At 68.7% G+C, this 21,651-nt stretch carries 26 protein-coding genes; 4 read left to right on the top strand and 22 right to left on the bottom strand.

The features are described from left to right. Positions 1 to 3: 3 nt before the first annotated feature. The 6 genes from AC3ENX_RS10360 to infC form a co-directional block, all read right to left on the bottom strand. The gene (locus tag AC3ENX_RS10360; RefSeq protein WP_434811804.1) at positions 4 to 921 is read right to left on the bottom strand and encodes a glutamate ABC transporter substrate-binding protein; all 918 of its coding nucleotides are present in this window, start codon (positions 919 to 921) and stop codon (positions 4 to 6) included. A 59-nt stretch (positions 922 to 980) separates the two neighbouring features. Next, positions 981 to 1,775 carry an amino acid ABC transporter ATP-binding protein gene (locus AC3ENX_RS10355; protein WP_434811803.1) on the bottom strand — a complete coding sequence of 265 codons (795 nt, stop codon included), beginning with the start codon at positions 1,773 to 1,775 and terminating at the stop codon, positions 981 to 983. Between the two features lie 86 nt (positions 1,776 to 1,861). Next, positions 1,862 to 2,662 carry a TrmH family RNA methyltransferase gene (locus AC3ENX_RS10350; RefSeq protein ID WP_434811802.1) on the bottom strand — a complete coding sequence of 267 codons (801 nt, stop codon included), beginning with the start codon at positions 2,660 to 2,662 and terminating at the stop codon, positions 1,862 to 1,864. An 82-nt stretch (positions 2,663 to 2,744) separates the two neighbouring features. After that, entirely contained in the window at positions 2,745 to 3,125 is a 381-nt protein-coding gene (gene rplT, locus AC3ENX_RS10345; protein ID WP_434811801.1) for a 50S ribosomal protein L20, read from the bottom strand. Positions 3,126 to 3,154: 29 nt separating this feature from the next. Next, entirely contained in the window at positions 3,155 to 3,349 is a 195-nt protein-coding gene (rpmI, locus tag AC3ENX_RS10340) for a 50S ribosomal protein L35 (RefSeq protein WP_005048908.1), read from the bottom strand. A gap of 48 nt (positions 3,350 to 3,397) precedes the next feature. After that, positions 3,398 to 4,012, bottom strand: a complete 615-nt coding sequence (infC, locus tag AC3ENX_RS10335) for a translation initiation factor IF-3 (protein ID WP_434811867.1) — start codon at positions 4,010 to 4,012, stop codon at positions 3,398 to 3,400. Positions 4,013 to 4,274: 262 nt separating this feature from the next. On the opposite strand from infC, the gene AC3ENX_RS10330 reads away from it, so the two are divergent. Further along, a complete protein-coding gene (locus AC3ENX_RS10330; protein WP_434811866.1) occupies positions 4,275 to 4,682 on the top strand; it encodes a DUF1844 domain-containing protein in 408 nt (135 codons plus the stop codon). Between the two features lie 15 nt (positions 4,683 to 4,697). Here the strand turns inward: AC3ENX_RS10330 and AC3ENX_RS10325 are convergent, their stop codons facing one another. Genes AC3ENX_RS10325 through AC3ENX_RS10300 form a run of 6 tightly spaced genes read right to left on the bottom strand, consistent with a single transcriptional unit; the run spans position 4,698 to position 9,035 of the window. Next, positions 4,698 to 5,477, bottom strand: coding sequence for an SseB family protein (locus AC3ENX_RS10325; RefSeq protein WP_434811800.1), 780 nt, complete (start codon positions 5,475 to 5,477; stop codon positions 4,698 to 4,700). After that, positions 5,461 to 6,207: a bifunctional 1-(5-phosphoribosyl)-5-((5-phosphoribosylamino)methylideneamino)imidazole-4-carboxamide isomerase/phosphoribosylanthranilate isomerase PriA gene (gene priA, locus AC3ENX_RS10320; RefSeq protein ID WP_434811799.1), complete on the bottom strand. Its 747-nt coding sequence runs from the start codon at positions 6,205 to 6,207 to the stop codon at positions 5,461 to 5,463. The genes AC3ENX_RS10325 and priA overlap by 17 nt, the downstream gene beginning before the upstream one ends. A gap of 50 nt (positions 6,208 to 6,257) precedes the next feature. Further along, positions 6,258 to 6,923 carry an imidazole glycerol phosphate synthase subunit HisH gene (gene hisH, locus AC3ENX_RS10315; protein ID WP_434811798.1) on the bottom strand — a complete coding sequence of 222 codons (666 nt, stop codon included), beginning with the start codon at positions 6,921 to 6,923 and terminating at the stop codon, positions 6,258 to 6,260. After that, complete coding sequence (gene hisB, locus AC3ENX_RS10310; protein ID WP_434811797.1) at positions 6,920 to 7,531, bottom strand: imidazoleglycerol-phosphate dehydratase HisB; 612 nt, start codon at positions 7,529 to 7,531, stop codon at positions 6,920 to 6,922. Before hisB ends, hisH begins: the two co-directional genes overlap by 4 nt. Next, positions 7,528 to 8,613, bottom strand: a complete 1,086-nt coding sequence (locus AC3ENX_RS10305; protein ID WP_434811796.1) for a histidinol-phosphate transaminase — start codon at positions 8,611 to 8,613, stop codon at positions 7,528 to 7,530. Before AC3ENX_RS10305 ends, hisB begins: the two co-directional genes overlap by 4 nt. Before the next feature lie 56 nt (positions 8,614 to 8,669). Beyond that, positions 8,670 to 9,035, bottom strand: coding sequence for a LysM peptidoglycan-binding domain-containing protein (locus tag AC3ENX_RS10300; protein ID WP_434811795.1), 366 nt, complete (start codon positions 9,033 to 9,035; stop codon positions 8,670 to 8,672). Positions 9,036 to 9,290: 255 nt separating this feature from the next. On the opposite strand from AC3ENX_RS10300, the gene lexA reads away from it, so the two are divergent. After that, positions 9,291 to 9,956, top strand: a complete 666-nt coding sequence (lexA, locus tag AC3ENX_RS10295) for a transcriptional repressor LexA (protein WP_434811794.1) — start codon at positions 9,291 to 9,293, stop codon at positions 9,954 to 9,956. A gap of 55 nt (positions 9,957 to 10,011) precedes the next feature. Next, entirely contained in the window at positions 10,012 to 11,943 is a 1,932-nt protein-coding gene (locus AC3ENX_RS10290; RefSeq protein ID WP_434811793.1) for a S9 family peptidase, read from the top strand. Positions 11,944 to 12,042: 99 nt separating this feature from the next. Here the strand turns inward: AC3ENX_RS10290 and hflX are convergent, their stop codons facing one another. Next, positions 12,043 to 13,563, bottom strand: a complete 1,521-nt coding sequence (gene hflX, locus AC3ENX_RS10285) for a GTPase HflX (protein WP_434811792.1) — start codon at positions 13,561 to 13,563, stop codon at positions 12,043 to 12,045. 72 nt (positions 13,564 to 13,635) lie between these two features. Between hflX and AC3ENX_RS10280 the strand changes: the two genes are divergently transcribed. After that, positions 13,636 to 14,277, top strand: a complete 642-nt coding sequence (locus AC3ENX_RS10280) for a class I SAM-dependent methyltransferase (protein WP_434811791.1) — start codon at positions 13,636 to 13,638, stop codon at positions 14,275 to 14,277. A 9-nt stretch (positions 14,278 to 14,286) separates the two neighbouring features. On the opposite strand, the gene dapF is transcribed toward AC3ENX_RS10280, so the two are convergent. The 9 genes from dapF to pgsA form a co-directional block, all read right to left on the bottom strand. Beyond that, positions 14,287 to 15,153: a diaminopimelate epimerase gene (gene dapF, locus AC3ENX_RS10275; protein WP_434811790.1), complete on the bottom strand. Its 867-nt coding sequence runs from the start codon at positions 15,151 to 15,153 to the stop codon at positions 14,287 to 14,289. A 142-nt stretch (positions 15,154 to 15,295) separates the two neighbouring features. Beyond that, a complete protein-coding gene (gene miaA, locus AC3ENX_RS10270) occupies positions 15,296 to 16,216 on the bottom strand; it encodes a tRNA (adenosine(37)-N6)-dimethylallyltransferase MiaA (RefSeq protein ID WP_434811789.1) in 921 nt (306 codons plus the stop codon). Beyond that, positions 16,213 to 17,760: a tRNA (N6-isopentenyl adenosine(37)-C2)-methylthiotransferase MiaB gene (gene miaB, locus AC3ENX_RS10265; RefSeq protein ID WP_434811788.1), complete on the bottom strand. Its 1,548-nt coding sequence runs from the start codon at positions 17,758 to 17,760 to the stop codon at positions 16,213 to 16,215. Before miaB ends, miaA begins: the two co-directional genes overlap by 4 nt. Positions 17,761 to 17,819: 59 nt before the next feature. Next, on the bottom strand, positions 17,820 to 18,500 hold the full coding sequence (locus AC3ENX_RS10260; RefSeq protein WP_434811787.1) for a regulatory protein RecX: 681 nt from the start codon (positions 18,498 to 18,500) through the stop codon (positions 17,820 to 17,822). Next, a complete protein-coding gene (gene recA, locus AC3ENX_RS10255; protein ID WP_434811786.1) occupies positions 18,497 to 19,555 on the bottom strand; it encodes a recombinase RecA in 1,059 nt (352 codons plus the stop codon). The genes AC3ENX_RS10260 and recA overlap by 4 nt, the downstream gene beginning before the upstream one ends. 256 nt (positions 19,556 to 19,811) lie before the next feature. Then, positions 19,812 to 20,036, bottom strand: a complete 225-nt coding sequence (locus AC3ENX_RS10250) for a DUF3046 domain-containing protein (protein ID WP_434811785.1) — start codon at positions 20,034 to 20,036, stop codon at positions 19,812 to 19,814. Positions 20,037 to 20,046: 10 nt separating this feature from the next. Next, the gene (locus AC3ENX_RS10245; RefSeq protein ID WP_434811784.1) at positions 20,047 to 20,367 is read right to left on the bottom strand and encodes a helix-turn-helix domain-containing protein; all 321 of its coding nucleotides are present in this window, start codon (positions 20,365 to 20,367) and stop codon (positions 20,047 to 20,049) included. 143 nt (positions 20,368 to 20,510) lie between these two features. Next, positions 20,511 to 21,044: a CinA family protein gene (locus AC3ENX_RS10240; RefSeq protein ID WP_434811783.1), complete on the bottom strand. Its 534-nt coding sequence runs from the start codon at positions 21,042 to 21,044 to the stop codon at positions 20,511 to 20,513. 8 nt (positions 21,045 to 21,052) lie between these two features. Further along, positions 21,053 to 21,628, bottom strand: a complete 576-nt coding sequence (gene pgsA / locus AC3ENX_RS10235; RefSeq protein WP_434811782.1) for a CDP-diacylglycerol--glycerol-3-phosphate 3-phosphatidyltransferase — start codon at positions 21,626 to 21,628, stop codon at positions 21,053 to 21,055. Positions 21,629 to 21,651: the final 23 nt, after the last annotated feature.

Genomic DNA, 21,651 nt, shown 5'->3' with positions numbered 1-21,651 from the left:
CGATCAGTACGCGTCCACCGCGGGCTGCTCGACCGTGATGCCCGACTCGCCGAGGTTGGCGTCGAAGATCGCCTGCCACGTGTCGCCGCCCTCCGTGAAGAGGTCGTTGATGTGCGCACGGAGCGCGTCGTCACCCTTGGCGAGACCCACGCCGTAACGCTCCTCGCTGAAGGGTTCACCGACGACCTTGATCTCGTCGGGGTACTGCGCGGCGTAACCGATCAGGATCGCCTGGTCGGTCGTGACCGCGTCGACGGTGCCGTTGATGAGCGCATCGACGCACGCGGAGTACAGGTCGAACTCCTCAGTCGGCACGTCGGGGTAGTTCGACTTGATGTTCTGGATCGGGGTCGATCCGGTCGCGGAGCACACCGTCGTGTCGGCGCTCAGGTCGTCCTCGCCCGTGATCTCGCTGTCGGCAGCGACGAGCAGCCCCTGTCCGGTGAGGAAGTAGGGGCCCGCAAAGTCGATCTGTTCCTTGCGCGAATCGGTGATCGAGTACGTGCCGACGTAGTAGTCGACATCACCGTTCACGATCGCCTGCTCGCGGTTCGCCGAGGCGATCGCCTTGTATTCGATCTTGTCTGCGTCGTAGCCGAGCGAGGCTGCGATCCAACGGGCGATGTCGACGTCGAAGCCTGAACGCTCCCCTGTCGTCGCGTCGAGGTAGCCGAGACCGGGCTGGTCCTCCTTGACGCCGACGATCACGCCGTCACGCTCCGTGATGGCGTCGAACGTGGGGCTGCCCTCGAGGGCGACGTCGGTTGCGACCTCCCACATGGCGCCGGAATCGGTGTCTCCGTCGGTGTCGCCGTCACCGCCCGTGCCGGGGCTGGTCGGGCTGCCGCTGTTGCAGGCGGTGAGAGCGAGAGCCGCGATCGCGATTCCTGCGAGCGCTCCGCCGATACGCATCTTGCGCATGAGATCCTCCTGGTTTCGTATCTCTGGGTGTGACCGCGCCGGTGCAAGGCGCGGACGTCTTAGTGGGTGAGGAGCTTCGAGAGGAAGTCCTTGGCGCGGTCGCTCTTCGGGTTGTTGAAGAACTCTTCGGGCGTCGCTTCCTCGACGATCTGCCCGTCGGCCATGAAGACGACGCGATCGGCCGCCTTGCGGGCGAAGCCCATCTCGTGGGTGACGACGATCATCGTCATCCCCTCCTGCGCGAGGCCGACCATGACGTCGAGCACCTCGTTGATCATCTCGGGGTCAAGCGCGCTGGTGGGCTCATCGAAGAGCATGACCTTCGGCTTCATCGCGAGCGCGCGGGCGATCGCCACACGCTGCTGCTGACCGCCCGAGAGCTGTGCCGGCAGCTTCGCGGCCTGATGCCCGACGCCGACACGGTCGAGCAGCTCTTTGGCGAGCTTGTCGGCCTCGGCCTTCTTCATGCCCTTGACCTTGATCGGCCCGAGGGTCACGTTCTCGAGGATCGTGAGGTGTGCGAAGAGGTTGAACGACTGGAACACCATGCCGACGTCGGCACGGAGCGCCGCGAGCGCCTTGCCTTCTTTGGGCAATTCCTTGCCGTCGATCGAGATCGATCCGCTCGTGATGGTCTCGAGCCGGTTGATCGTGCGGCAGAGCGTCGACTTACCCGACCCCGAGGGGCCGATGACCACGACGACCTCACCGCGACCGACCGTCAGCTGGATGTCTTTGAGGGCGTGGAAGTCGCCGTAGTGCTTCTGCACGTTCTCGACGACCACGAGCGGCTCGCCGCGGCGCACATTGATGTTCGACGTCTTCGGCGCCGAACCCTGATCGGGACTCGTCATGGGTTCACCCTAGGTGCGCTCATACGCTCGCACCCAGGACCTTGACCGCGCCTTTACCGATCTGTAACAGGCGCGGAACAGTTCGGTCAGTCCACGGTGCGCTGCGCGAAGGCGCTTTCGTACAGGCAGACGCTGGCCGCCGTGGCGAGGTTCAGCGACTCGGCTGCGCCGTAGATCGGCAGCCGCAGCGACAGGTCGACGCGCGCGAGCGCCTCGTCGTCGAGTCCCCGCGCCTCGTTGCCGAACAGCCATGCTGTCGGCTCCGCGAGCACCGCGCGGTGGGCGAGGAAGTCATCACCGCCGACATCCGCTGCGATCACGCGGAGTCCGGTCTTGCGCGCACGGTCGACCGTCTCGGCGAGGTCGGCGCCGACGACGATCGGCAGGTGGAACAGCGACCCTGTCGTCGCCCGGACGACCTTCGGGTTGTAGGGATCGACGGTCCGGCCCGTGAGCACCACGGCATCCGCACCCGCCGCATCGGCCGCGCGGATGATGGTGCCGAGGTTGCCGGGGTCGCGCACTTCTTCACAAATGACGATCAGCCGCGGCGACTCGGCGAAGACGTCTTTGGCCGCAGTCGGCGACTGCCGGGCGACCGCCACGATCCCCTGCGGAGTGACCGTGTCGGCCATCGCATCGAGCACCGCCTCGGTCGTGAACACGACCTCCTGCCCCGCATCGCGAGCCGCGTCACGGACGTCCTGATGCTTCTCCATGGCGCTCGGCGTGGCGAACAGTTCGACCAGCGTGTCGGGTCGGAAGGCCAGCACCTCGCGTGCCGCCTGCGGCCCCTCGAGCAGGAACAGCCCGGTCTCCTGACGGGCGCTGCGCTTGGACAGCTTGGCGACCGCGCGCACACGCGGGGAACGGGGGTTCTCGAGCACGTTCTCAGTGTATTGATCCGACGCCGGATACGACGGAAGGGCGCCCTCCCGTGGGAGGACGCCCTTCTCGGACTCGCAGGTGTTACGCCTTGGGAGCGTTGACGTCGGCGGGCAGCGCCTTCTTCGCGGTCTCGACGAGCGAGGTGAAGACGGCGGGCTCGTTGACGGCCAGCTCGGCGAGCATGCGACGGTCGACCTGGACGCCGGCCAGGTTCAGACCCTGGATGAAGCGGTTGTAGGTGAGGCCGTTCTGACGGCTCGCAGCGTTGATGCGCTGGATCCACAGACGACGGAAGTCGCCCTTGCGCTTGCGACGGTCGCGGTACGCGTAGACGAGCGAGTGGGTGACCTGCTCCTTCGCCTTGCGGTACAGACGCGAACGCTGACCCCGGTAACCGGAGGCGCGCTCGAGGATGACGCGACGCTTCTTGTGGGCGTTGACGGCCCGCTTGACTCTAGCCATTTCTCAGTGATTCCTTACGTGCGTCGGCGTCAGATGCCGAGGAGCTTCTTGGCGACCTTCGCGTCACCGGGGGCCAGGATCTTGTCGGCCGACAGGCGGCGCGTGCGCTTCGTGGGCTTGCCCTCGAAGTTGTGGCGCAGGTTCGCCTGCTGCTTCTTGATCTTTCCGCTTCCGGTGACCTTGAAGCGCTTCTTGGCGCCCGAGTGGGTCTTCTGCTTCGGCATGTCTCTTCCTTCGTTGTGGTTCCCGCCGGGGCGGGAGTCTGGGGGCGCTTACTCGGCGGGAGCGGGCGCGGGTTCCGTGTCGGTGGCGCGGGCCTGGCGTGCGGCTTCCTTGTTGGCTGCGCGCTGGGCGTTCTGCTCCGTCTTGACCTCGGACTTGTTCTTGTGCGGTGCGACGACCATCACCATGTTGCGTCCATCGATCGTGGGGTTGGATTCCACGGTGCCGAACTCGGCGACATCCTCGGCGAACTTGCGCAGCAGACGCACACCCTGCTCGGGACGCGACTGCTCACGCCCACGGAACAGGATCATGGCCTTGACCTTGTCGCCCGCCTTGAGGAAGCCCTCGGCGCGCTTGAGCTTGGTCGTGTAGTCGTGGGCCTCGATCTTCAGGCGGAAGCGGACTTCCTTGAGGACCGTGTTGGCCTGGTTGCGTCGGGCCTCTTTGGCCTTCTGCGCCGTCTCGTACTTGAACTTCCCGAAATCCATGATCTTGACGACGGGAGGCTTCGAGTTGGGGGCGACTTCGACCAGGTCGAGGTCTGCCTCCTGAGCCAGACGCTGAGCGACTTCGATGCGGACGACGCCGACCTGCTCTCCGTTCGGCCCGACGAGGCGGACCTCGGGGACGCGGATGCGCTCATTGGTGCGGGGATCGCTGATGCGGAACTCCTAGTGTCGATGCGGGTGACGGCCCCGGGGCACATGGCTGTGCCTCGGGCGGAAGAGGTTCGCATCCACCCAGCTCGACGCACGCGTCGGTCAGTGCAGTTCCAGCACCCTGAATCCCTTGCGGGCTACCCCGTGGTGCGGGGCGGAGTGCGTGACCCGGTAGCCTGGAGCGGCAAGCGCGGGTGGGATGTGATCCTCTTTCGACCCGGAGCAGAACACTCCGGTGCCCGCCAAGTCTAGCAGAGAGCAGCACGTGGACACGACGGCATCCGACGCCCCCCGCCCGAACGACACCGACGAGGCCCGTCAGGCCCGGTGGGAAGAGCAGGAGCAGGCCGCCCGCGCAGCCACGCGCGACATCGCCGACGTACCGGCGGTCGAGGTCATCACGACGGCCGCCGTCCACCTCATGAGCGCTGCGGCGGTGAAGGTCGGACTCGCCGACGATCCCGACCAGCAGAAGGACCTCGACGAAGCGCGAAAGCTCATCAACGCCCTCGCCGGCCTCATCACCGCGGGCGCCCCGGAGATCAGCGACATGCACGCACGGTCGCTCCGCGACGGCCTGCGCTCGGTGCAGCTCGCCTTCCGCGAGGCATCCGTCATCCCTGACCCGATCGGCCAAGGACCCGGCGAGAAGTACACCGGCCCGGTCAACTGACCGCTCCCCCTGGTGTCAGCCGGCCCGGAGAAGCTTGACGGTCAAGCTGTCGACGAGCAACGCGATGCGGTCGTCGGCTGCCCAGCGGGCCGCGAGGCGCTGCAGGATCGCGTCGAGTTCGACGCCGTCGAGACCGTCGACCAGGTGCAGCCGCACGATCAGCTCGGGACCGCGGAGCCGGGATGCCGGATCCCCCGGCGCGACCGACAGGTCGAGCACGCCGAGCTCGCCGCCGATGCTGTGTTGCAGGCCCGCGAACACCTCGGGCGACGTGTGCGCCGGCTCCCATCGCTGGCCCTGACCGACGGCCCACACGGCGGGACGGCGCAGCACGAACTCCGTTGCCGAACCCGGATCGAGGACGATCAGCTCGGTGTCGTCTTCGGCTGCAGCGAGCGCGGTGCGCACCCCGTCGGCGGGCACGGGGCGCGCCGTAGGGTCCCAGGCAGCCATCGCCGCGACCGAGGAGAAGACCGGCAGGATGCGGCGGCCGTCGGGCGCGGCGACAGTGACGATCGAGAGCTCCTGCGTCTTGTCGACGCGCAGGCCTGTCGGCCCGACCCCCTCATCACCCTTCTCAGCCACCAACGGAATGAGCAGGCGCGCCGACCGGTACGCGTCGACGACGGCACCGGCATCCCCCGAACCGTCTCGGAAGGCGGTCAGTGCGCCCAGCAGCGCCGGATCGGCCGATCCGTCATCGTCTGCGTGGCGGTTCGGTTCGAAACTGCGACCCTGCCAGGGCACGCCCGCCGAATCGCCCGGGGTGCAGGAGTGGTCAGCCTCCGGCGACATCCAGCGCCTCGGCGAGGGTGAACGCGCCCGCGTAGAGCGCCTTGCCGACGATGGCGCCTTCGACGCCGTGCGGCACGAGCTCGCGCAGCGCAGCGATGTCATCGAGGCTCGAGACACCGCCCGATGCGACGACGGGCTTGGCCGTGCGGGAGGCGACCTCGCGCAAGAGTTCGAGGTTCGGGCCCTTGAGGGTGCCGTCCTTCGTCACGTCGGTGACGACGTAGCGGCTGCAGCCCGCGTCCTCGAGACGTTCGAGCACCTGCCACAGGTCGCCGCCGTCCTGCGTCCAGCCGCGCGCCGCGAGCGTCGTGCCCCGCACGTCGAGCCCGACCGCGATCGCGTCGCCGTAGCGGCCGATCACGTTGGCGGCCCACTCGGGGTTCTCAAGGGCGGCGGTGCCGAGGTTGATGCGCGTGGCACCCGACTCGAGCGCCGCTTCGAGCGTCGCATCGTCGCGAATGCCGCCGGACAGCTCGATCTGGACCCCACGCACCTGCTTGATCACCTTGCGGAGGACGCCGGCGTTGCTGCCGCGCCCGAATGCCGCGTCGAGGTCGACGAGGTGGATCCACTGCGCACCCTGACGCGCCCAGGCCAGCGCAGCGTCGACGGGGTCCCCGTAGTTGGTCTCGGTGCCCGCGGCGCCCTGCGTAAGGCGGACGGCCTTCCCGTCGGCGACATCGACGGCAGGCAGCAGGATCAGTTCAGGGGTTGACGCGAAATCGTTCATGGCTCCAGGGGATTCGGGAGGGTGCGCCCAGACGCGCACAAGGAGTGAGACTAGCCCTGCGGCAGCGACCCAATCCAATTGGTCAGGACACGGATGCCGGCATCACCGGACTTCTCGGGGTGGAACTGCGTGGCCGACAGCGGACCGTTTTCGACTGCCGCGAGGAACGGCGTGCCGTAGTCGCACCACGTGAGCGCGGGCTGCCGGAACGGCTTGATGACGTCGAGCGTCCAGTGCTGGGCGGCGAACGAGTGGACGAAGTAGAACCGTTCGTCTTCGACTCCGGAGAACAGCGTCGATCCTTCACCGGCGCGTACCGTGTTCCAGCCCATGTGCGGCAGCACGGGAGCATCGAGCTCGGTGACGGCGCCGGGCCACTGCCCCATGCCTTCGGTGTCGACCCCACGTTCGACACCGTGCTCGAACAGGATCTGCATGCCGACGCAGATGCCGAGCACCGGAAGGCCGCCCGCCAGTCGGCGCTCGATCAGTTCGTCGCCGCGACTTTCGCGGAGTGCATCCATGACGGCGCGGAACGCGCCGACGCCGGGCACGACGAGCCCCGCAGCATCCTGGATCAGAGCACGGTCGGAGGTCAGACGCGCATCGGCACCGGCCAGCGCGAGCGCTTTGGTGACCGAGTGCACGTTGCCGGAGCCGTAGTCGAGCACGGCGACCAGCGGTCGCTCCCCCGACGACGCGTGCTGCTCCGTCACAGGGCACCCTTCGTGCTGGGGATGCCGACGACCAGCGGGTCGAGCGACTTCGCCTGTCGGAACGCGCGTGCGAAGGCCTTGTACTCCGCCTCGGCGATGTGGTGCGGGTCTCGGCCGCCGAGCAGCATGACGTGCATCGTGAGCCCGCCGTTGAAGGCGATGGCTTCGAACGTGTGACGCACGAGCGATCCGGTGAAGTGGCCGCCGATCAGGTGGTGCTCGAATCCGGCCGGCTCACCGGTGTGAACGAGGTACGGGCGCCCGCTGATGTCGACGACGGCCTGCGCGAGCGCCTCGTCGAGCGGCACGAGCGCGTCACCGTAGCGAGAGATGCCCGATTTGTCTCCGAGCGCCGAGCGGATCGCCTGCCCGAGCACGATCGAGATGTCCTCGACCGTGTGGTGTGCGTCGATATCGGTGTCGCCGGAGGCACGAACGGTCAAGTCGGTCAGCGAGTGCTTCGCGAATGCGGTGAGCATGTGGTCGAAGAACGGCACCGTCGTGTCGATGTGGCTCTGACCGGACCCGTCGAGATTCAACTCGAGTTCGACCGTGGATTCGCTCGTCGCGCGACGGATCGAGGCCGTGCGGGGCGCGGGGGTGCTCATGCGCCCGAGTCTATCGAGGCGAGAGCGTCGAGGAATGCCGTCGTCTCCTGCTCCGTGCCGGCCGTCACGCGGAGGCTGCCGGGGATGCCGACGTCGCGGATGAGGATGCCGCGATCGTAGAGCGCTTGCCACGTGGCGGCCGGGTCGTCGACACCCGAGAACAGCACGAAGTTCGTCCAACTCTCGTACGGCGTGTAATCCAGCGCCTCAAGCGTGGCCGAGATGCGGTCGCGCTGCCCGACGATGTCGTCGACCATGCGCAGCATGGTCGGCGCGTGCCGCAGCGCGGCCGATGCCGCCGCCTGCGTCAGGGCGCTCAGGTGGTACGGGAGTCGCACGAGTCGCAGCGCGTCGATGACGGCGGCGTCGGCGGCGAGATAGCCCACACGCGCGCCGGCGAAGGCGAACGCCTTGCTCATGGTGCGCGAGACGACGAGACGTTCACGCCCGGGCATCAGGGTGAGTGCCGACTGGGTCTCACGCGGTGCGAACTCCTGGTATGCCTCGTCGACGATCACGATGCCCTCGGTCGCCTCGTAGACGGCCTCGATGACGTCGAGGCCGACGGGCGAGCCGGTCGGGTTGTTCGGTGCGCACAGGAACACGATGTCGGGGCGAGCCGCCTCGACCTGCGCGGCAACGCCCTCAGGAGCCAGCGAGTAGTCGGCCTCGCGCGTCCCCGCGACATAGGTGGCGCCGGTCGCGCGGGTCAGCAGCGGATACATCGAATACGTCGGCGCGAATGAGAACGCGGTTCGTCCCGGCCCGCCGAACGCCTGCAGCAGGTGCTGCAACACCTCGTTGGATCCGTTCGCCGCCCAGATCTGGTCCCTCGTGAGCCCGTGCCCGAGATAGTCGGCGAATCCCTCGCGGAGCCCCGTGAACTCGCGATCGGGATAGCGGTTGACGTCACGCAGGGCCTGGGCGACGGCATCGAGGATGTCGTCCGCGACTTCGCCGGGAACCGGATGCGTGTTCTCGTTGACGTTGAGCGCAACCGGCAGTGGCGCCTGCGGCGCACCGTACGGTGTCAGTCCGCGCAGATCGTCACGGATGGGTAGATCATCGATCCTCGTGCTCACTCCCCCATGCTAGGACGCCGCCGCGGAGGGTTGACGCCGCATGACGCCTTCGGCTATCAGTCGACATACTCCGCAGGGATGGCGAGCGACTGGCCCGCTTCGAGCTGCGTGGAACCGAGCACGTTGAGCCGGATGATCGCATCGACGACATCACGGGGGTCGGCCCCGGGAGCGACCCGCTCGGCGATCGCCCACAGGCTGTCGCCGGGCATGACCGTGACCATCTCGAACGCTCCCGCCGGTGCACCGTCGACCGACGTGGCGATCGCGCCACCGCCGGAGACGATCGCGATGCTCAGCGCGACGACAGCCGGGAGCGACGCCAGAACGGCGAGGACCCGACGCCCGCGGACGGTCAACCGCAGCCGCGTCGACGGCACGGTGCGGAATGCGGGGCTGCCTGCGATGTCGATGGCGGTCATGGTGTCCTCCTCGGGAGTCGAGAGATTCGCATCCGACACTCGGCCGGGAGGGCCGGATGCGAATCTCTTTTCCGAACGTATCTTCGATATAGTCGGATGTCAAGTGGCCGGTGTGATCGGACATCGATCGAAGGCGACACGCGGCCACCTGCCGATCGGTGGGCGAAACAGCGGATACCGTTTCGACGAGAACACCCCATCACCGACCTCCGACATTCGAAGAAGCATCGGAGCGGGACGAAGGAGCACGGGACCATGAGCGAGAAGCCGCAGACCCGCCGGCGCAAGAACCTGAGCGACAAGCAGCTGGCGATCCTCGAGGTGATCCAGCGCTCCATCGCGCACCATGGATACCCGCCCAGCATGCGCGAGATCGGGGATGCCGTCGGCCTGAAGTCGCTGTCGAGCGTGACGCACCAGCTCAACCAGCTGGAGCTGAGCGGCTACCTGCGACGCGACGCCGGCAAGACCCGCGCCATGGAGGTGCTGATCGACCTGCCCGGCGTCAGCGGCGAGAACCCGGCCGACACCGCACCGGCGGTCGGCGACGCAGCGCTCGTGCCCCTCGTGGGGCGCATCGCCGCGGGCGTGCCGATCACGGCGGAACAGCAGGTCGAAGAGATCTTCCCACTCCCGCGTCAGCTCGTCGGCAAGGGCGACCTCTTCATGCTGAAGGTGAGCGGCGATTCGATGATCGACGCCGCCATCTGCGACGGCGACTGGGTCGTGGTGCGCTCGCAGGCGACCGCCGAGAACGGCGACATCGTCGCGGCTATGCTCGATGAGGAGGCGACCGTCAAGACGTTCCGCCAGCGCGACGGCCACACCTGGCTGCTCCCCCGCAACTCCGCCTTCGAGCCCATCCTCGGCGACGACGCCGTCGTGCTCGGGAAGGTCGTGGCGGTCCTCCGAACCGTCTGACGCCACTCGAGCGCCGCGAGCCCGCCGATCAGTCACGCGGGCGTAGCGTGGACGCGTGACCGAGACAGCACCATACGGATCCTGGCCCTCCCCACTCACCGCCACACAGGCATCAGCGGGCTCGCGGCGCCTCGACGGCGCCGCGTTCGTGGGCGATGAGATCTGGTGGGGCGAAGGCATTCCCGCAGAGGGAGGGCGCACCAGCGTGCGCCGACGCACCGTGACAGGCGACATCGAGACGGTGCTGCCGGCTCCTTGGAACGCACGCTCGCGGGTACACGAATACGGCGGCGGGTCGTGGGCGGCGGCATCCGACGGCAGACTCTTCTTCGTCGAGAAGACCGACCAGCGCGTGTGGCTGTTCGCACCGGGTGCCGACCCCGTGCCGTTGACGGCAGACACCGACGGCGCCGTTCGCTACGGAGGCCTGTCGTGGCAGCAGGGACTGCTGCTGGCGATTCGCGAAGACCACGCCGCGGCCCGCATGCCGGAGGGCCACGTCGGCGTTCCGGTTCCGCTCCGCACGATCGTGACGATCCCGACCCACCCGGGCGGCGAGGTCGCCGAACTCGCGGGCGGCACCGACTTCGTCGCACAGCCGGCGCTTTCCGCAGACGGGCAGCGCCTCGCGTGGGTGGGATGGGATCACCCGGCCATGCCCTGGGATCGCACGCGCGTGTTCGTGCGCGATCTGGGCTCGCCCGATGCCCCGGCCGCAGTGACTTCGGGAGCGACGTCCGCACTGCAGCCCGAGTGGGTCGACGACGACCTGATGCTGATCGACGAACCGCAGGGTCGGTGGAACCTGCAACGTCTGCGCCGCAGCGACGCCGGCGGATTCGCGGATGCCGAGGCGTTCGCACCCGCCGACGCCGACACCGGCGGTGGGCTGTGGGTGCTCGGCCTGCGCTGGTACGCGCCGATGATCGACGGCGGTGTCGTCGCCACCCGCACGAACGGCGCCGATGCCGTCGTGCGAATCGATCCCGACGGCAGCGTCCGCGCGCTCGAGGTGCCCGTCGCCTCACGCGCCGTGATCGAGGACAGCGACGGCGAGCGCGTGCTCGTGTCCGGCGTCGCCCCGGGGGTCACGGGGCTGTGGGTGATCGCCGCCGATGGCGCGGTCGAACTCGTGCACGGCGGATCGACGGGTCTCGAGGAGGCCTGGCTTCCCGAGGCGCGCCCGGTGACGTTCGCGGGACGACACGGCGACGTGCACGCGTTCGACTACGCGCCGACCAGTCCCACGCACGCCGCCCCTGACGGCGCCCTCCCCCCGTATGTCGTGCTCGTACACGGCGGCCCGACGGCCCATGTCGGCCCGATCGCCGACACGAAGACCGCCTACTACACCAGTCGCGGCATCGGCGTGCTCGACGTCAACTACGGCGGCTCGACCGGGTACGGCCGTGCCTACCGTGAGCGACTGCGCGGCCAGTGGGGAGTCGTCGATGTCGACGACGTCGCCACGGCCGCCGAGGGCCTCGCCGCCGAAGGCCGTGCGGATGCGGCACGGATCGCGATCGAGGGTGGTTCGGCCGGCGGCTGGACCGTCCTCGGCGCGCTGACCGCGACCGACGCGTTCGCCGCCGGGATCAGCCGCTACGGTGTCGGCGACGCGCGCATGCTCGCCGAAGACACCCACGACTTCGAAGCCCGCTACCTCGACGGTCTCATCGGCCCGCTCCCTGAGGCGGAGCAGCGCTACCTGGAGCGGTCGCCGCTCAGCCGCGCGGACCGCTTCCGCGTGCCGCTCCTGCTGCTGCAGGGCGCCGACGACGCCGTCGTCCCGCCCTCGCAGTCCGAGGCCATCCGCGACGCGCTGGCCGCACGCGGCATCCCGCACGCCTACGTGCTGTACGAGGGCGAGGGACACGGCTTCCGCAAGGCGGAGACCATCGTGCACGCGCTCGAGAGCGAACTCGCCTTCCTCGGCGAGGTGTTCGGCTTCGAAACGCCCGGGGTGGCGCCGATCGAGCTGGCCTGACCGTTTCGTCTCGGCGCTGCGCGCCTCGCTCAACGACCGGAACGGCATCCACCCGGTCGCTGAGCGAGCGCAGCGAGACGAAGCGCCACGGACCCCGGCTCAGTCGACGGCGAACGGCGCGAGGTCTGCGGCGAGCTTCTCGGAGACGTGCGCGTGCACGGCCGTGCCGCCCTCCTCGTGCTTCGTCGAGACGATGTGGCCACTCGAGTGGACGGCGGAGACGAGATCGCCCCGGTCGTAGGGCACGAGGGCGCGCACCTCGACCGCCGGCAGCGGCAAGGCGGCTTCGATCGCCGCCCGAAGCTCGACGACACCTTCGCCCGTGCGCGACGAGACGAAGTGCGCCTTGGGTTCGAGGCCGCGCAATACCAGGCGGGTGTCATCGTCGAGCAGGTCGGCCTTGTTGAACACGACGATCTCGTGCGTGGACCGCGCACCCACATCGCCCATCACGTCGCGCACCGTCGCGAGCTGTGCCGCAGGGTCAGGGTGTGCACCGTCGACGACGTGCACGATGACGTCTGCGTCGCCGACCTCCTCGAGCGTCGACCGGAAGGCCTCAACGAGCTGGTGCGGCAGGTTGCGCACGAACCCGACCGTGTCGGTCAGCGTGAACACGCGACCGTCGGCAGCTTCGGCGCGGCGGACCGTGGCATCCAGTGTTGCGAACAGCGCGTTCTGCACGAGCACGCCCGCGCTGGTCAGCCGATTCAGCAGACTCGACTTGCCGGCGTTGGTGTAGCCGGCGATCGCCACCGAAGGGATCGTGTTGCGCTTGCGCTCGGCACGCTTGGCCTCACGGCCCGGCTCGAACCCGCGGATCTGCCGGCGCAATTGCGCCATGCGGGTGCGGATACGGCGACGGTCCAGTTCGATCTTCGTCTCACCCGGGCCACGCGAGCCCATGCCTGCGCCGCCGGCACCCACCTGACCACCGGCCTGCCGGCTCATCGACTCACCCCAGCCGCGCAGGCGCGGCAGGAGGTACTCGAGCTGGGCGAGTTCGACCTGGGCCTTGCCCTCGCGACTCTTGGCGTGCTGGCTGAAGATGTCGAGGATGACGGTGGTGCGGTCGATGACCTTGACCTTCACGACATCTTCGAGGGCGCGCCGCTGGCTGGGTGCGAGCTCGGTGTCGGCGATGACCGTGTCGGCGCCGACCGCTGCAACGAGGTCGCGCAGCTCGGCCGCCTTGCCGCGACCGATGTAGGTGGCGGGGTCGGGATGCGGACGACGCTGCAACACACCGTCGAGGACGACCGCGCCGGCCGTCTCGGACAGCGCGGCGAGCTCTCGCAGCGAGTTCTCCGCGTCTTCATGCGACCCCTGCGGGTAGACGCCGATCAGCACGACGTTCTCGAGACGCAGCTGACGGTATTCGACTTCGGTGACGTCTTCGAGCTCGGTGGACAGGCCGGGAACGCGGCGCAGCGCTGCGCGCTCCTCGCGGTCCCACTGTTCGCCGTCGGTGTCGCCGTACGCGACGGTCGACTCGTCCTGCAGTGCCTGGGCCCCGCCGAACACGCGAACGCCCGACCGCGCGTCGGCGCGCGAGAGCACACGATCGACCGGGTCCACCGGCGTCTCGTCCGTGCTGTGGGGGGTTGTGGTGTCGGTCATGGGGTCCTTTCGATGCTGAGCCTTGCAGTCTAGCTTCCCGCGGAGTCCTGCGGCTCCGCTACGATCGCTGACGTGGGGAGCGACCATTACTTCAGCGCCGCCCCGTCCAGTGCCGAGCACCTCCGCCGCATCCGTGTGTCCATCGCCGGTCGCGACATCGAGGTGACGACCGCGGGCGGGGTGTTCAGTCCCGACCACGTGGATTCCGGCACCGCCGTGCTGCTGGCGAACACGCCCCCGCCGCCGCCGGGCGGCAATCTGCTCGACCTCGGCTGCGGATGGGGACCGATCTCGCTCACGCTCGCGACGCAGTCACCGCACGCGACCGTGTGGGCCGTCGACGTCAACGAACGCGCACTCGACCTCGTGCGCCGCAACGCCGACGCACTCGGGCTCTCCAACATCAACGCCGTGCGACCGGAGGATGTTCCCGTCGACGTCTCGTTCCGCACGATCCGCTCGAACCCGCCGATCCGTGTCGGCAAGAGCGTGCTGCACGACCTCATGGAGACGTGGATCCCCCGGCTGGACGAACGCAGCGACGCGTGGCTCGTCGTGCAGCGCAACCTGGGGTCCGACTCGCTGCAGCGATGGCTCGCCGCGACCTTCGAGGGCGGCTACAGCGTGACGCGCGCAGCCACCGGACGCGGCTTCCGTGTGCTGAAAGTTCGGCGCCACGGCACGCCCCGCACCGAGGCCATCGACCTGCCCTGACAGGTGCGTTCAGGCGAGTGCGACCTCGCCGGAGAACACGAGCGATGCCGGGCCGGACAGCAGCACGTGCTCCCCGTCTTGGTGGGTGACCACACGCACGCCGAGGCGGCCACCGGGAACGTCGACGCTCCAGCGGTCGGGGGCGGCGTTTCCCGCCCAATGGCGCACGGCGAGTGCGGCCGCTGCCACGCCGGTGCCGCACGACAGCGTCTCACCGACGCCGCGTTCGAACACCCGCATCCGGATCGAGCCCACGCCCGCGTGGACGAGGGGGTCCGCCGGGACGACGAATTCGATGTTCGCGCCGGCTGCCGGCGTCGGGTCGAGCATGGGTTGGACCGAGAGGTCGAGGCCCTCGAGCTCGTTCCCGCTCGAGAGGGCGACGACGACGTGCGGGTTGCCGACGTCGATGCCCTGGCCGGGGCGCGCGACCGGGAGCCCTTTGGCGCGCACGAGCACGTCGGCGTCGTCGGCGCGCCAGACGCCGAGGTCGACCTCGAAGCCCGCGTCGGTGCGGGTGACGGCCTTCGTGCCGGCGCGGGTGCCGATGACGACGGCCTCACCCACCGCGAGGTCGACCAGTCCCGCTTCGACGAGGTACTTGGCGTACACGCGGATGCCGTTGCCGCACATCTCGGCGGCCGAGCCGTCGGCGTTGCGGTAGTCCATGAACCACTCGGCGTCGGGCGTCGAAGCGCCCTCGGAGAGCGCGCCGGACCGCACGACGCGAAGGATGCCGTCGCCGCCGATGCCGAACCGGCGGTCGGTGAGGACGGCGACCTGGGCGTCGCTGAGGGTCAACTCGCCATCGGGGTCGGCGATGATGACGAAGTCGTTGCCGGTGCCGTGGCCCTTGGTGAACGCGATGGTGGACACCCGTCGATTCTAGGCGGGCACCACCGGGTCAGTCGGCGATGAGTCGCTTGCCGGTGTTCCAGGTCATCTCGAGCGGCCGCTCCTCCGCCGCTTCCACGAGACGATGCTCGATCGGCGATGTCGAAGGGCCGGATCGTCGGGCTCATGCCGACGAGTCCGCCAGAGCCGCCACATCGGCATCCGGGCCGACCCACTGGATGCCGGGGTACCGCTTGAACCACGACACCTGCCGGCGCGCGTAGCGGCGGGTGAGCGCCTGGGTCTGGGCGATCGCCTCGGTCTGGTCGAGTGTGCCGTCGAGTTGCGCGAGCGCCTGCGCGTAGCCGATGGCGCGGCGGGCGGTGACGCCGTCATCGAGTCCGCGTGCGCGCAGTTCAGCGGCTTCGGCGACGATCCCGGCGCGCCACATGCCTTCGACGCGCGCACCGAGCCGCACGACGAGGTCGGCACGGTCGACGTGGACGCCGACGATGCGAGTGTCGGGGCGCCAGAGCGTGGGCTCTGCAGGCAGCGCCGCACCGTGATTCTCGCCACCGGCGAGGGCGACTTCGAGCGCCCGCACGATGCGCCGCCCGTTCCTCGGATCCACACGGGCCGCGGTCGTCGGGTCGATGTCCCGCAGCCGGGCGAGGAGCGCGCCGGGCCCGTCACGCTCGAGGTCGGCCTCGAGCTGCGCGCGCAGGTCGTCGTCGTGCGGCGGAAACCGGAAGTCGAACACGACGCTTGAGACGTACAGCCCCGAGCCGCCGACCAGGATCGCGTCGGCGCCGCGGCCGAAGATGTCGGCGACGACGGTGCGGGCACGCAGTTGATAGGCGGCGACGGCGGCTTCTTCAGTGACGTCGAGCTCGTCGAAGAGGTGATGCGGGATGCCGCGGCGCTCATCAACCGGCAGCTTGGCCGTGCCGATCTCCATGCCGAGATACAGCTGCATCGCGTCGGCGTTGACGATCTCGGCTCCGCGCCCGGTCGCGCGGAGGTGCTCGGCCAGGTCGAGCGAGAGCGCGGTCTTTCCGGTGCCGGTCGCCCCGACCACGGCCCACAGCCGCGGGGCTGCGCTCACTGTCCGCGAAGACGCAGCGTGGGAAGCCCCAGCGACACGGCGCCGCCGCCGTCGCCCGCCGGTGTCGGCACCGCGCAGGATTCCGCCTGCGAGCGATCCCACGCGTCGCCGGCGCGCGTGCGACGGATGCGCAGCGGGGCGCCGTCGGTACTGTCGGCGAGCAGGTGGAACGGCGCGCCGTGGGTCACGGTGACCGAGACGATGTCGCCCGGCCGCGGGATCTCTGAACCGGCGGGCACTTCGAAGTGGACGAGACGGTTGTCTTCGGCGCGCCCGGTGAGGCGGTGGGTCTCGGCATCCTTCTTGCCTTCGCCGGTCGAGACGAGCACCTGCAGTTCACGACCGATCTGACGCTGGTTCTCTTCGAGGCTGATGCGCTCCTGCAGCGCGACGAGCCGCTCGTACCGTTCCTGCACGACGGCCTTGGGCACCTGGTCGGGCATCGTGGCTGCGGGCGTGCCCTCACGGATCGAGTACTGGAACGTGAACGCGCTCGCGAACCGTGCCTGCTCGACGACGCGCATCGTGTCTTCGAAGTCCTCGTCGGTCTCGCCGGGGAAGCCGACGATGATATCGGTGGTGATCGCGGCGTGCGGAATGCGCTCGCGAACCCGGTCGAGGATGCCCAGGAACCGTTCGCTGCGGTATGAGCGGCGCATCGCCTTGAGGATGCGGTCGGATCCGGACTGCAGCGGCATGTGCAGTTGCGGCATGACGCCGGGGGTCTCGGCCATCGCGTCGATGACGTCGTCGGTGAAGGCGGCTGGGTGGGGGCTCGTGAAGCGGATGCGCTCGAGCCCATCGATCTGCCCTGCCGCGCGCAGCAGCTTGCCGAACGCCTGACGGTCGCCGAACTCGACGCCGTAGCTGTTGACGTTCTGTCCGAGAAGGGTGACTTCGAGGGCGCCGTCGTCGACGAGCAGTCGGATCTCGCTGAGGATGTCGCCAGGACGGCGATCCTTCTCCTTGCCGCGCAGGCTCGGGACGATGCAGAACGTGCAGGTGTTGTTGCAGCCGACCGAGATCGACACCCACCCGCTGTAGACGGAGTCACGCTTGGTGGGCAGCGTCGACGGGAAGACCTCGAGGGATTCGAGGATCTCGAGTTCGGCGTCGCCATTGTGGCGAGCGCGCTCGAGGAGGGCCGGGAGCGAACCCATGTTGTGCGTGCCGAAGACCACATCGACCCACGGCGCTTTGTCGAGGACGGCGTCCTTGTCCATCTGCGCGAGGCACCCACCGACGGCGATCTGCATCCCGTCGTGCTTGTCCTTGCGCGACTTGAGGTGCCCGAGGGTGCCGTAGAGCTTGCCCGCCGCATTGTCGCGGACGGCGCAGGTGTTGATGACGATGACGTCGGCCTCGTCGTCGGCTTCGGCGCGAACGTAGCCGGCCGATTCGAGCGAACCGGAGAGTCGTTCGGAATCGTGGACGTTCATCTGGCAGCCGAAGGTGCGCACCTCATAGGTGCGTGCACGGCCGTCTGCGGTGACGGCTGCCGACGACGGCGCGATCAGAGTCGGGGATGCGGACGGGGAAGTCATGATCGCACCATTCTACGAGCCGCACCTGCACACGGCCGCGCTCGCGCTGACCGTGTGCGTCAGTCGAATCTGACCCGCGACCGAGGCGAGGACACTTCATCGAGCGCCTGTCGAGCCGCCGAGAGCGCGACTGCTCCGTAGCCACGGCGTGCGAGTTGCCCTGACAGTCGCCGGAGGGCGACGTCGCGCTCGAGATCACCAAGCCCGGACGCCTTCTTGCGGGCGAACTCGAGGGCGCGCTCCGCCTCGTCGTCGGGGAGGGTGCCGAGCGCGGCGTCGACGATCTCACGCGGGATGCCGCGAGAGGAGAGCGTCTGCGCGATCATCTGGCGCCCCTGCGCTTTGCGCTCGGTCGCCGCATGCGCGAGCTGCTCCGCGAGCCGCGCATCGTCGAGGTAGCCGTTGCGTTCCGCGCGCTCGATGAGTGCGTCCGACGTCTCGGGATCGAGCTCGGATTCGGCCAGCACGGCCCGCGCCTCGCGAATGGAGAGCGATCGCGTGCGCAGTCGCTTGAGGAGGCGCTTCTCGGCATCGACGGCAGCTTCGCTGTCGATGCCTGGCCGCTCGTCGTCGATCCAGGTCGCGTGCCAGTCGGGTGCAGATTCGACCGTTGACGGCTCTTGCGTCACCGCACGGCGGGCCGCTGCACGGTCGTCGGTGGCGCCGAACAGCGGGATGACCGGGGCGAGGTCAGCGGATCGCTCCGTGCCCTCGCCCCGCATGTCGTCCGTCATGATCATGCCGGGCGACGGGCAGCCAGTTCGTCGGAGACCGGCCCGTCGGCGGCGGCGGGTCGAGGCTGGCCGATGCCGAGCTTCTGCTTGATCTTGCCTTCGATCTCGGCGGCGATGTCGTCGTTCTTGATGAGGAAGTTGCGGGCGTTCTCCTTGCCCTGCCCGAGCTGCTCCCCCTCGTAGGTGTACCAGGCGCCCGACTTCTTGACGATGCCGTGCTCGACACCGAAGTCGATCAGGCTGCCTTCGCGGGAGATGCCGACACCGTAGAGGATGTCGAACTCGGCCTGCTTGAACGGCGGGGCCATCTTGTTCTTGACGACCTTCACACGGGTCCGGTTGCCGACCGCGTCGGTGCCGTCCTTGAGCGTCTCGATACGGCGGATATCCATGCGCACGGAGGCATAGAACTTGAGCGCCTTTCCGCCGGCGGTTGTCTCGGGCGAACCGAAGAACACACCGATCTTCTCGCGCAGCTGGTTGATGAAGATCGCCGTCGTCTTGGTCTGGTTGAGGCCACCGGTGAGCTTTCGCAGCGCCTGCGACATGAGGCGGGCCTGCAGACCGACGTGCGAGTCGCCCATCTCACCCTTGATCTCAGCCTCGGGCACGAGCGCGGCGACGGAGTCGATCACGACGAGGTCGATGGCGCCCGAGCGGATCAGCATGTCTGCGATCTCGAGTGCCTGCTCGCCCGTGTCAGGCTGCGACACGAGCAGTGCGTCGATGTCGACGCCCAGCTTCTGGGCGTAATCGGGGTCGAGGGCGTGCTCCGCGTCGATGAACGCGGCGATGCCGCCGGCGCGCTGCACGTTCGCGATCGCGTGGAGGGTGAGGGTCGTCTTTCCCGACGATTCCGGGCCGTAGATCTCGACGATGCGTCCACGCGGGATACCGCCGATGCCGAGCGCGACGTCGAGCGCGATGGAACCGGTCGGGATGACCTCGACGGGGGCGCGCTCGTCGCTGCCCAGGCGCATGACCGAGCCCTTTCCGAACTGACGGTCGATTTGAGCGAGGGCCGATTCGAGGGCCTTTTCGCGGTCTGCGGGTGATGGCATGGTGTGCTCCTTCTGCACCTCGTCCGTCGGCGGTCTGTCCGCTCCCGGTATCCGTGTCGCCTGTAGGCTGTCGCGCTCCTCGCTGAGGAGACTGCGACAAGGCGGGGTGTCATGGTGACGTCGAACACGCTATGGGCGACCTCCGACATTGCGTCGATGATCGACCCGGATTGTGGACAACGTCCTTCCGAGACCCGTTGTGAAGGAGCCTACGTTCGAATCGAACGAATCTTCGATGACACGCCGTGGCGCATCGTCACCGATCGCGCGGGTCCAGCCGTCCGACGCCGTAGCGGCGATCACGCGGCACATCGGCTTCCTCGCAGAGCGCGAGCCAGACGTCGCGCGTCGAGATGCCGGCCTTGAGCGCTTCTGCTGCGGTGCGATAGCCGACCCGCGCGAGCGCGAGGTCGTCGAGCATGGCGCGGCCGCGAGCACCGAACTCGGCGTCGACGGCGCGATCGAATTCGCTCAGCCGCATCCGTGCCGACTCAGTGCAACGAGAGCTCGGGAGCGACGAGGTCGTCGCCGAGACCCGCGAGGTCGTCGGGCACGACGTCGGGGAAGGTCTGCAGTCCCTCGAGCACGGAGATGCGGTCGCCGACCTCACGCATGACGGCCGAGATCGGCACGTCGAGCGCCTCGGCCACGGCCGCGAGGATCTCACTCGAGGCCTCTTTCTGACCGCGCTCCACCTCGCTGAGGTAGCCGAGCGCGACGCTTGCGCGCCCCGCGACCTGACGCAGGGTGCGGCCCTTCTGGAGGCGGAAGTCGCGCAGGACATCGCCGATCTCTTGACGAACCAGGATCATGTCGGGCTCCCTCCTCGGTCAATCACGCACGTGTCCGGGTGGACAACAGTACCGGATGTGATCCTCACCCTAGACCTCGGGTGCTGTGGAACGGGTGGGAATCACTGAGACGTAACCGAGCCGAAACAGCCGGTATTCCCGGATCACAGTGCGTCGATGATCAGCCGTAGCGAGCGGGCGACCGCCTCGGCTCGGATCTGCTCGCGATCGCCCGCGAGCAACAGCGACTCGACACGCGATCCCAGCGGCGTCGACACGGCCACGTGCACCGTGCCCACCGGCTGCCCGTCCGGAGACAGCGGTCCCGCGATGCCCGTCGTCGCGACGCCCACGTCGGTCGGGACACCACCCTGCCCGAGCGCACGGCGCACGCCGTCGGCCATCTGCCGCGCCACGCGAGGATGCACGGGCCCGTGCGCCTCGAGCAATGTCTCGTCGACACCGAGGATGCTCTGCTTCACATCGGTCGCGTACGCGACAACTCCCCCGCGCAGCACCGAACTCGCGCCGGCGACCGAGACGATGGATGCGACCAGGAGGCCTCCGGTGAGCGACTCCGCGACACCGATCGTCCAGCCCAGTTCCTTCAGCCGCGCGACGAGGCGCTCCGGATCGGTGCGGCGTACCGCAGAGACGAGCGTGCTCTCCAGCTCCTCCGGGAGGTCGCTCGCGGGCATCTCACGCCTCATGCGCGGGGCCCGCGTGCCGAGCGTGCGCCGCGCACCTCGGTGACGACGTAGTCGATGCCGCTGGCGACGGTGAGCGCCACGGCGATCGTCATCGCGACAACGTTGACCACATGGATCCAGTCGCCGACGACCGTCCACAGCGGCAGGAGCGCCAGCGAGAGCGCGACCGCCTGCGCGAGTGTCTTCAGTTTGCCCATCCAGGCAGCGGCGACGACGTGGTCGCTGGCGACCGCGAGCCGGTGCACGGTGATCCCGATCTCGCGCACCAGCACGACGATCGTGATCCACCACGGCAACTCGCCGAGGATCGACAGGCACACGAACGCGCAACCCGTGAGCGCCTTGTCGGCGATCGGATCGAGCAGCTTGCCGAGGTCGGTGACGATCTCGTACCTGCGCGCGAGATACCCGTCGATGCCGTCGGTCGCGATCGCGACGATGAACAGCATCGCCGCCCACCAGCGCAGCGCACCGTCGGCGCCCGCGTCGGCGAGCAGCATCCAGACGAAGACCGGGGCGCACAGGATGCGCACGATCGTGATCGTGTTTGGCAGTTGCCGGGGAATCGCCACGGATCGAGCCTACTCAGTGCGCG

This window comes from Microbacterium sp. bgisy189, assembly GCF_057707225.1.
The sequence above is the reverse complement of the archived record's forward strand: the minus strand, read 5'-3'. Positions and strand labels throughout refer to the sequence as shown.

Excerpts from the sequence above, each read along its gene's own strand:
- AC3ENX_RS10360 (WP_434811804.1), bottom strand. The coding sequence starts at position 921 with ATGCGCAAGATGCGTATCGGCGGAGCGCTCGCAGGAATCGCGATCGCG.
- AC3ENX_RS10355 (WP_434811803.1), bottom strand. The coding sequence starts at position 1,775 with ATGACGAGTCCCGATCAGGGTTCGGCGCCGAAGACGTCGAACATCAAT.
- rplT (WP_434811801.1), bottom strand. The coding sequence starts at position 3,125 with ATGGCTAGAGTCAAGCGGGCCGTCAACGCCCACAAGAAGCGTCGCGTC.
- rpmI (WP_005048908.1), bottom strand. The coding sequence starts at position 3,349 with ATGCCGAAGCAGAAGACCCACTCGGGCGCCAAGAAGCGCTTCAAGGTC.
- AC3ENX_RS10325 (WP_434811800.1), bottom strand. The coding sequence starts at position 5,477 with ATGTCGCCGGAGGCTGACCACTCCTGCACCCCGGGCGATTCGGCGGGC.
- priA (WP_434811799.1), bottom strand. The coding sequence starts at position 6,207 with ATGAACGATTTCGCGTCAACCCCTGAACTGATCCTGCTGCCTGCCGTC.
- hisB (WP_434811797.1), bottom strand. The coding sequence starts at position 7,531 with ATGAGCACCCCCGCGCCCCGCACGGCCTCGATCCGTCGCGCGACGAGC.
- AC3ENX_RS10300 (WP_434811795.1), bottom strand. The coding sequence starts at position 9,035 with ATGACCGCCATCGACATCGCAGGCAGCCCCGCATTCCGCACCGTGCCG.
- lexA (WP_434811794.1), top strand. The coding sequence starts at position 9,291 with ATGAGCGAGAAGCCGCAGACCCGCCGGCGCAAGAACCTGAGCGACAAG.
- hflX (WP_434811792.1), bottom strand. The coding sequence starts at position 13,563 with ATGACCGACACCACAACCCCCCACAGCACGGACGAGACGCCGGTGGAC.
- miaB (WP_434811788.1), bottom strand. The coding sequence starts at position 17,760 with ATGACTTCCCCGTCCGCATCCCCGACTCTGATCGCGCCGTCGTCGGCA.
- AC3ENX_RS10260 (WP_434811787.1), bottom strand. The coding sequence starts at position 18,500 with ATGATCATGACGGACGACATGCGGGGCGAGGGCACGGAGCGATCCGCT.
- recA (WP_434811786.1), bottom strand. The coding sequence starts at position 19,555 with ATGCCATCACCCGCAGACCGCGAAAAGGCCCTCGAATCGGCCCTCGCT.
- AC3ENX_RS10250 (WP_434811785.1), bottom strand. The coding sequence starts at position 20,036 with ATGCGGCTGAGCGAATTCGATCGCGCCGTCGACGCCGAGTTCGGTGCT.
- AC3ENX_RS10245 (WP_434811784.1), bottom strand. The coding sequence starts at position 20,367 with ATGATCCTGGTTCGTCAAGAGATCGGCGATGTCCTGCGCGACTTCCGC.
- AC3ENX_RS10240 (WP_434811783.1), bottom strand. The coding sequence starts at position 21,044 with ATGCCCGCGAGCGACCTCCCGGAGGAGCTGGAGAGCACGCTCGTCTCT.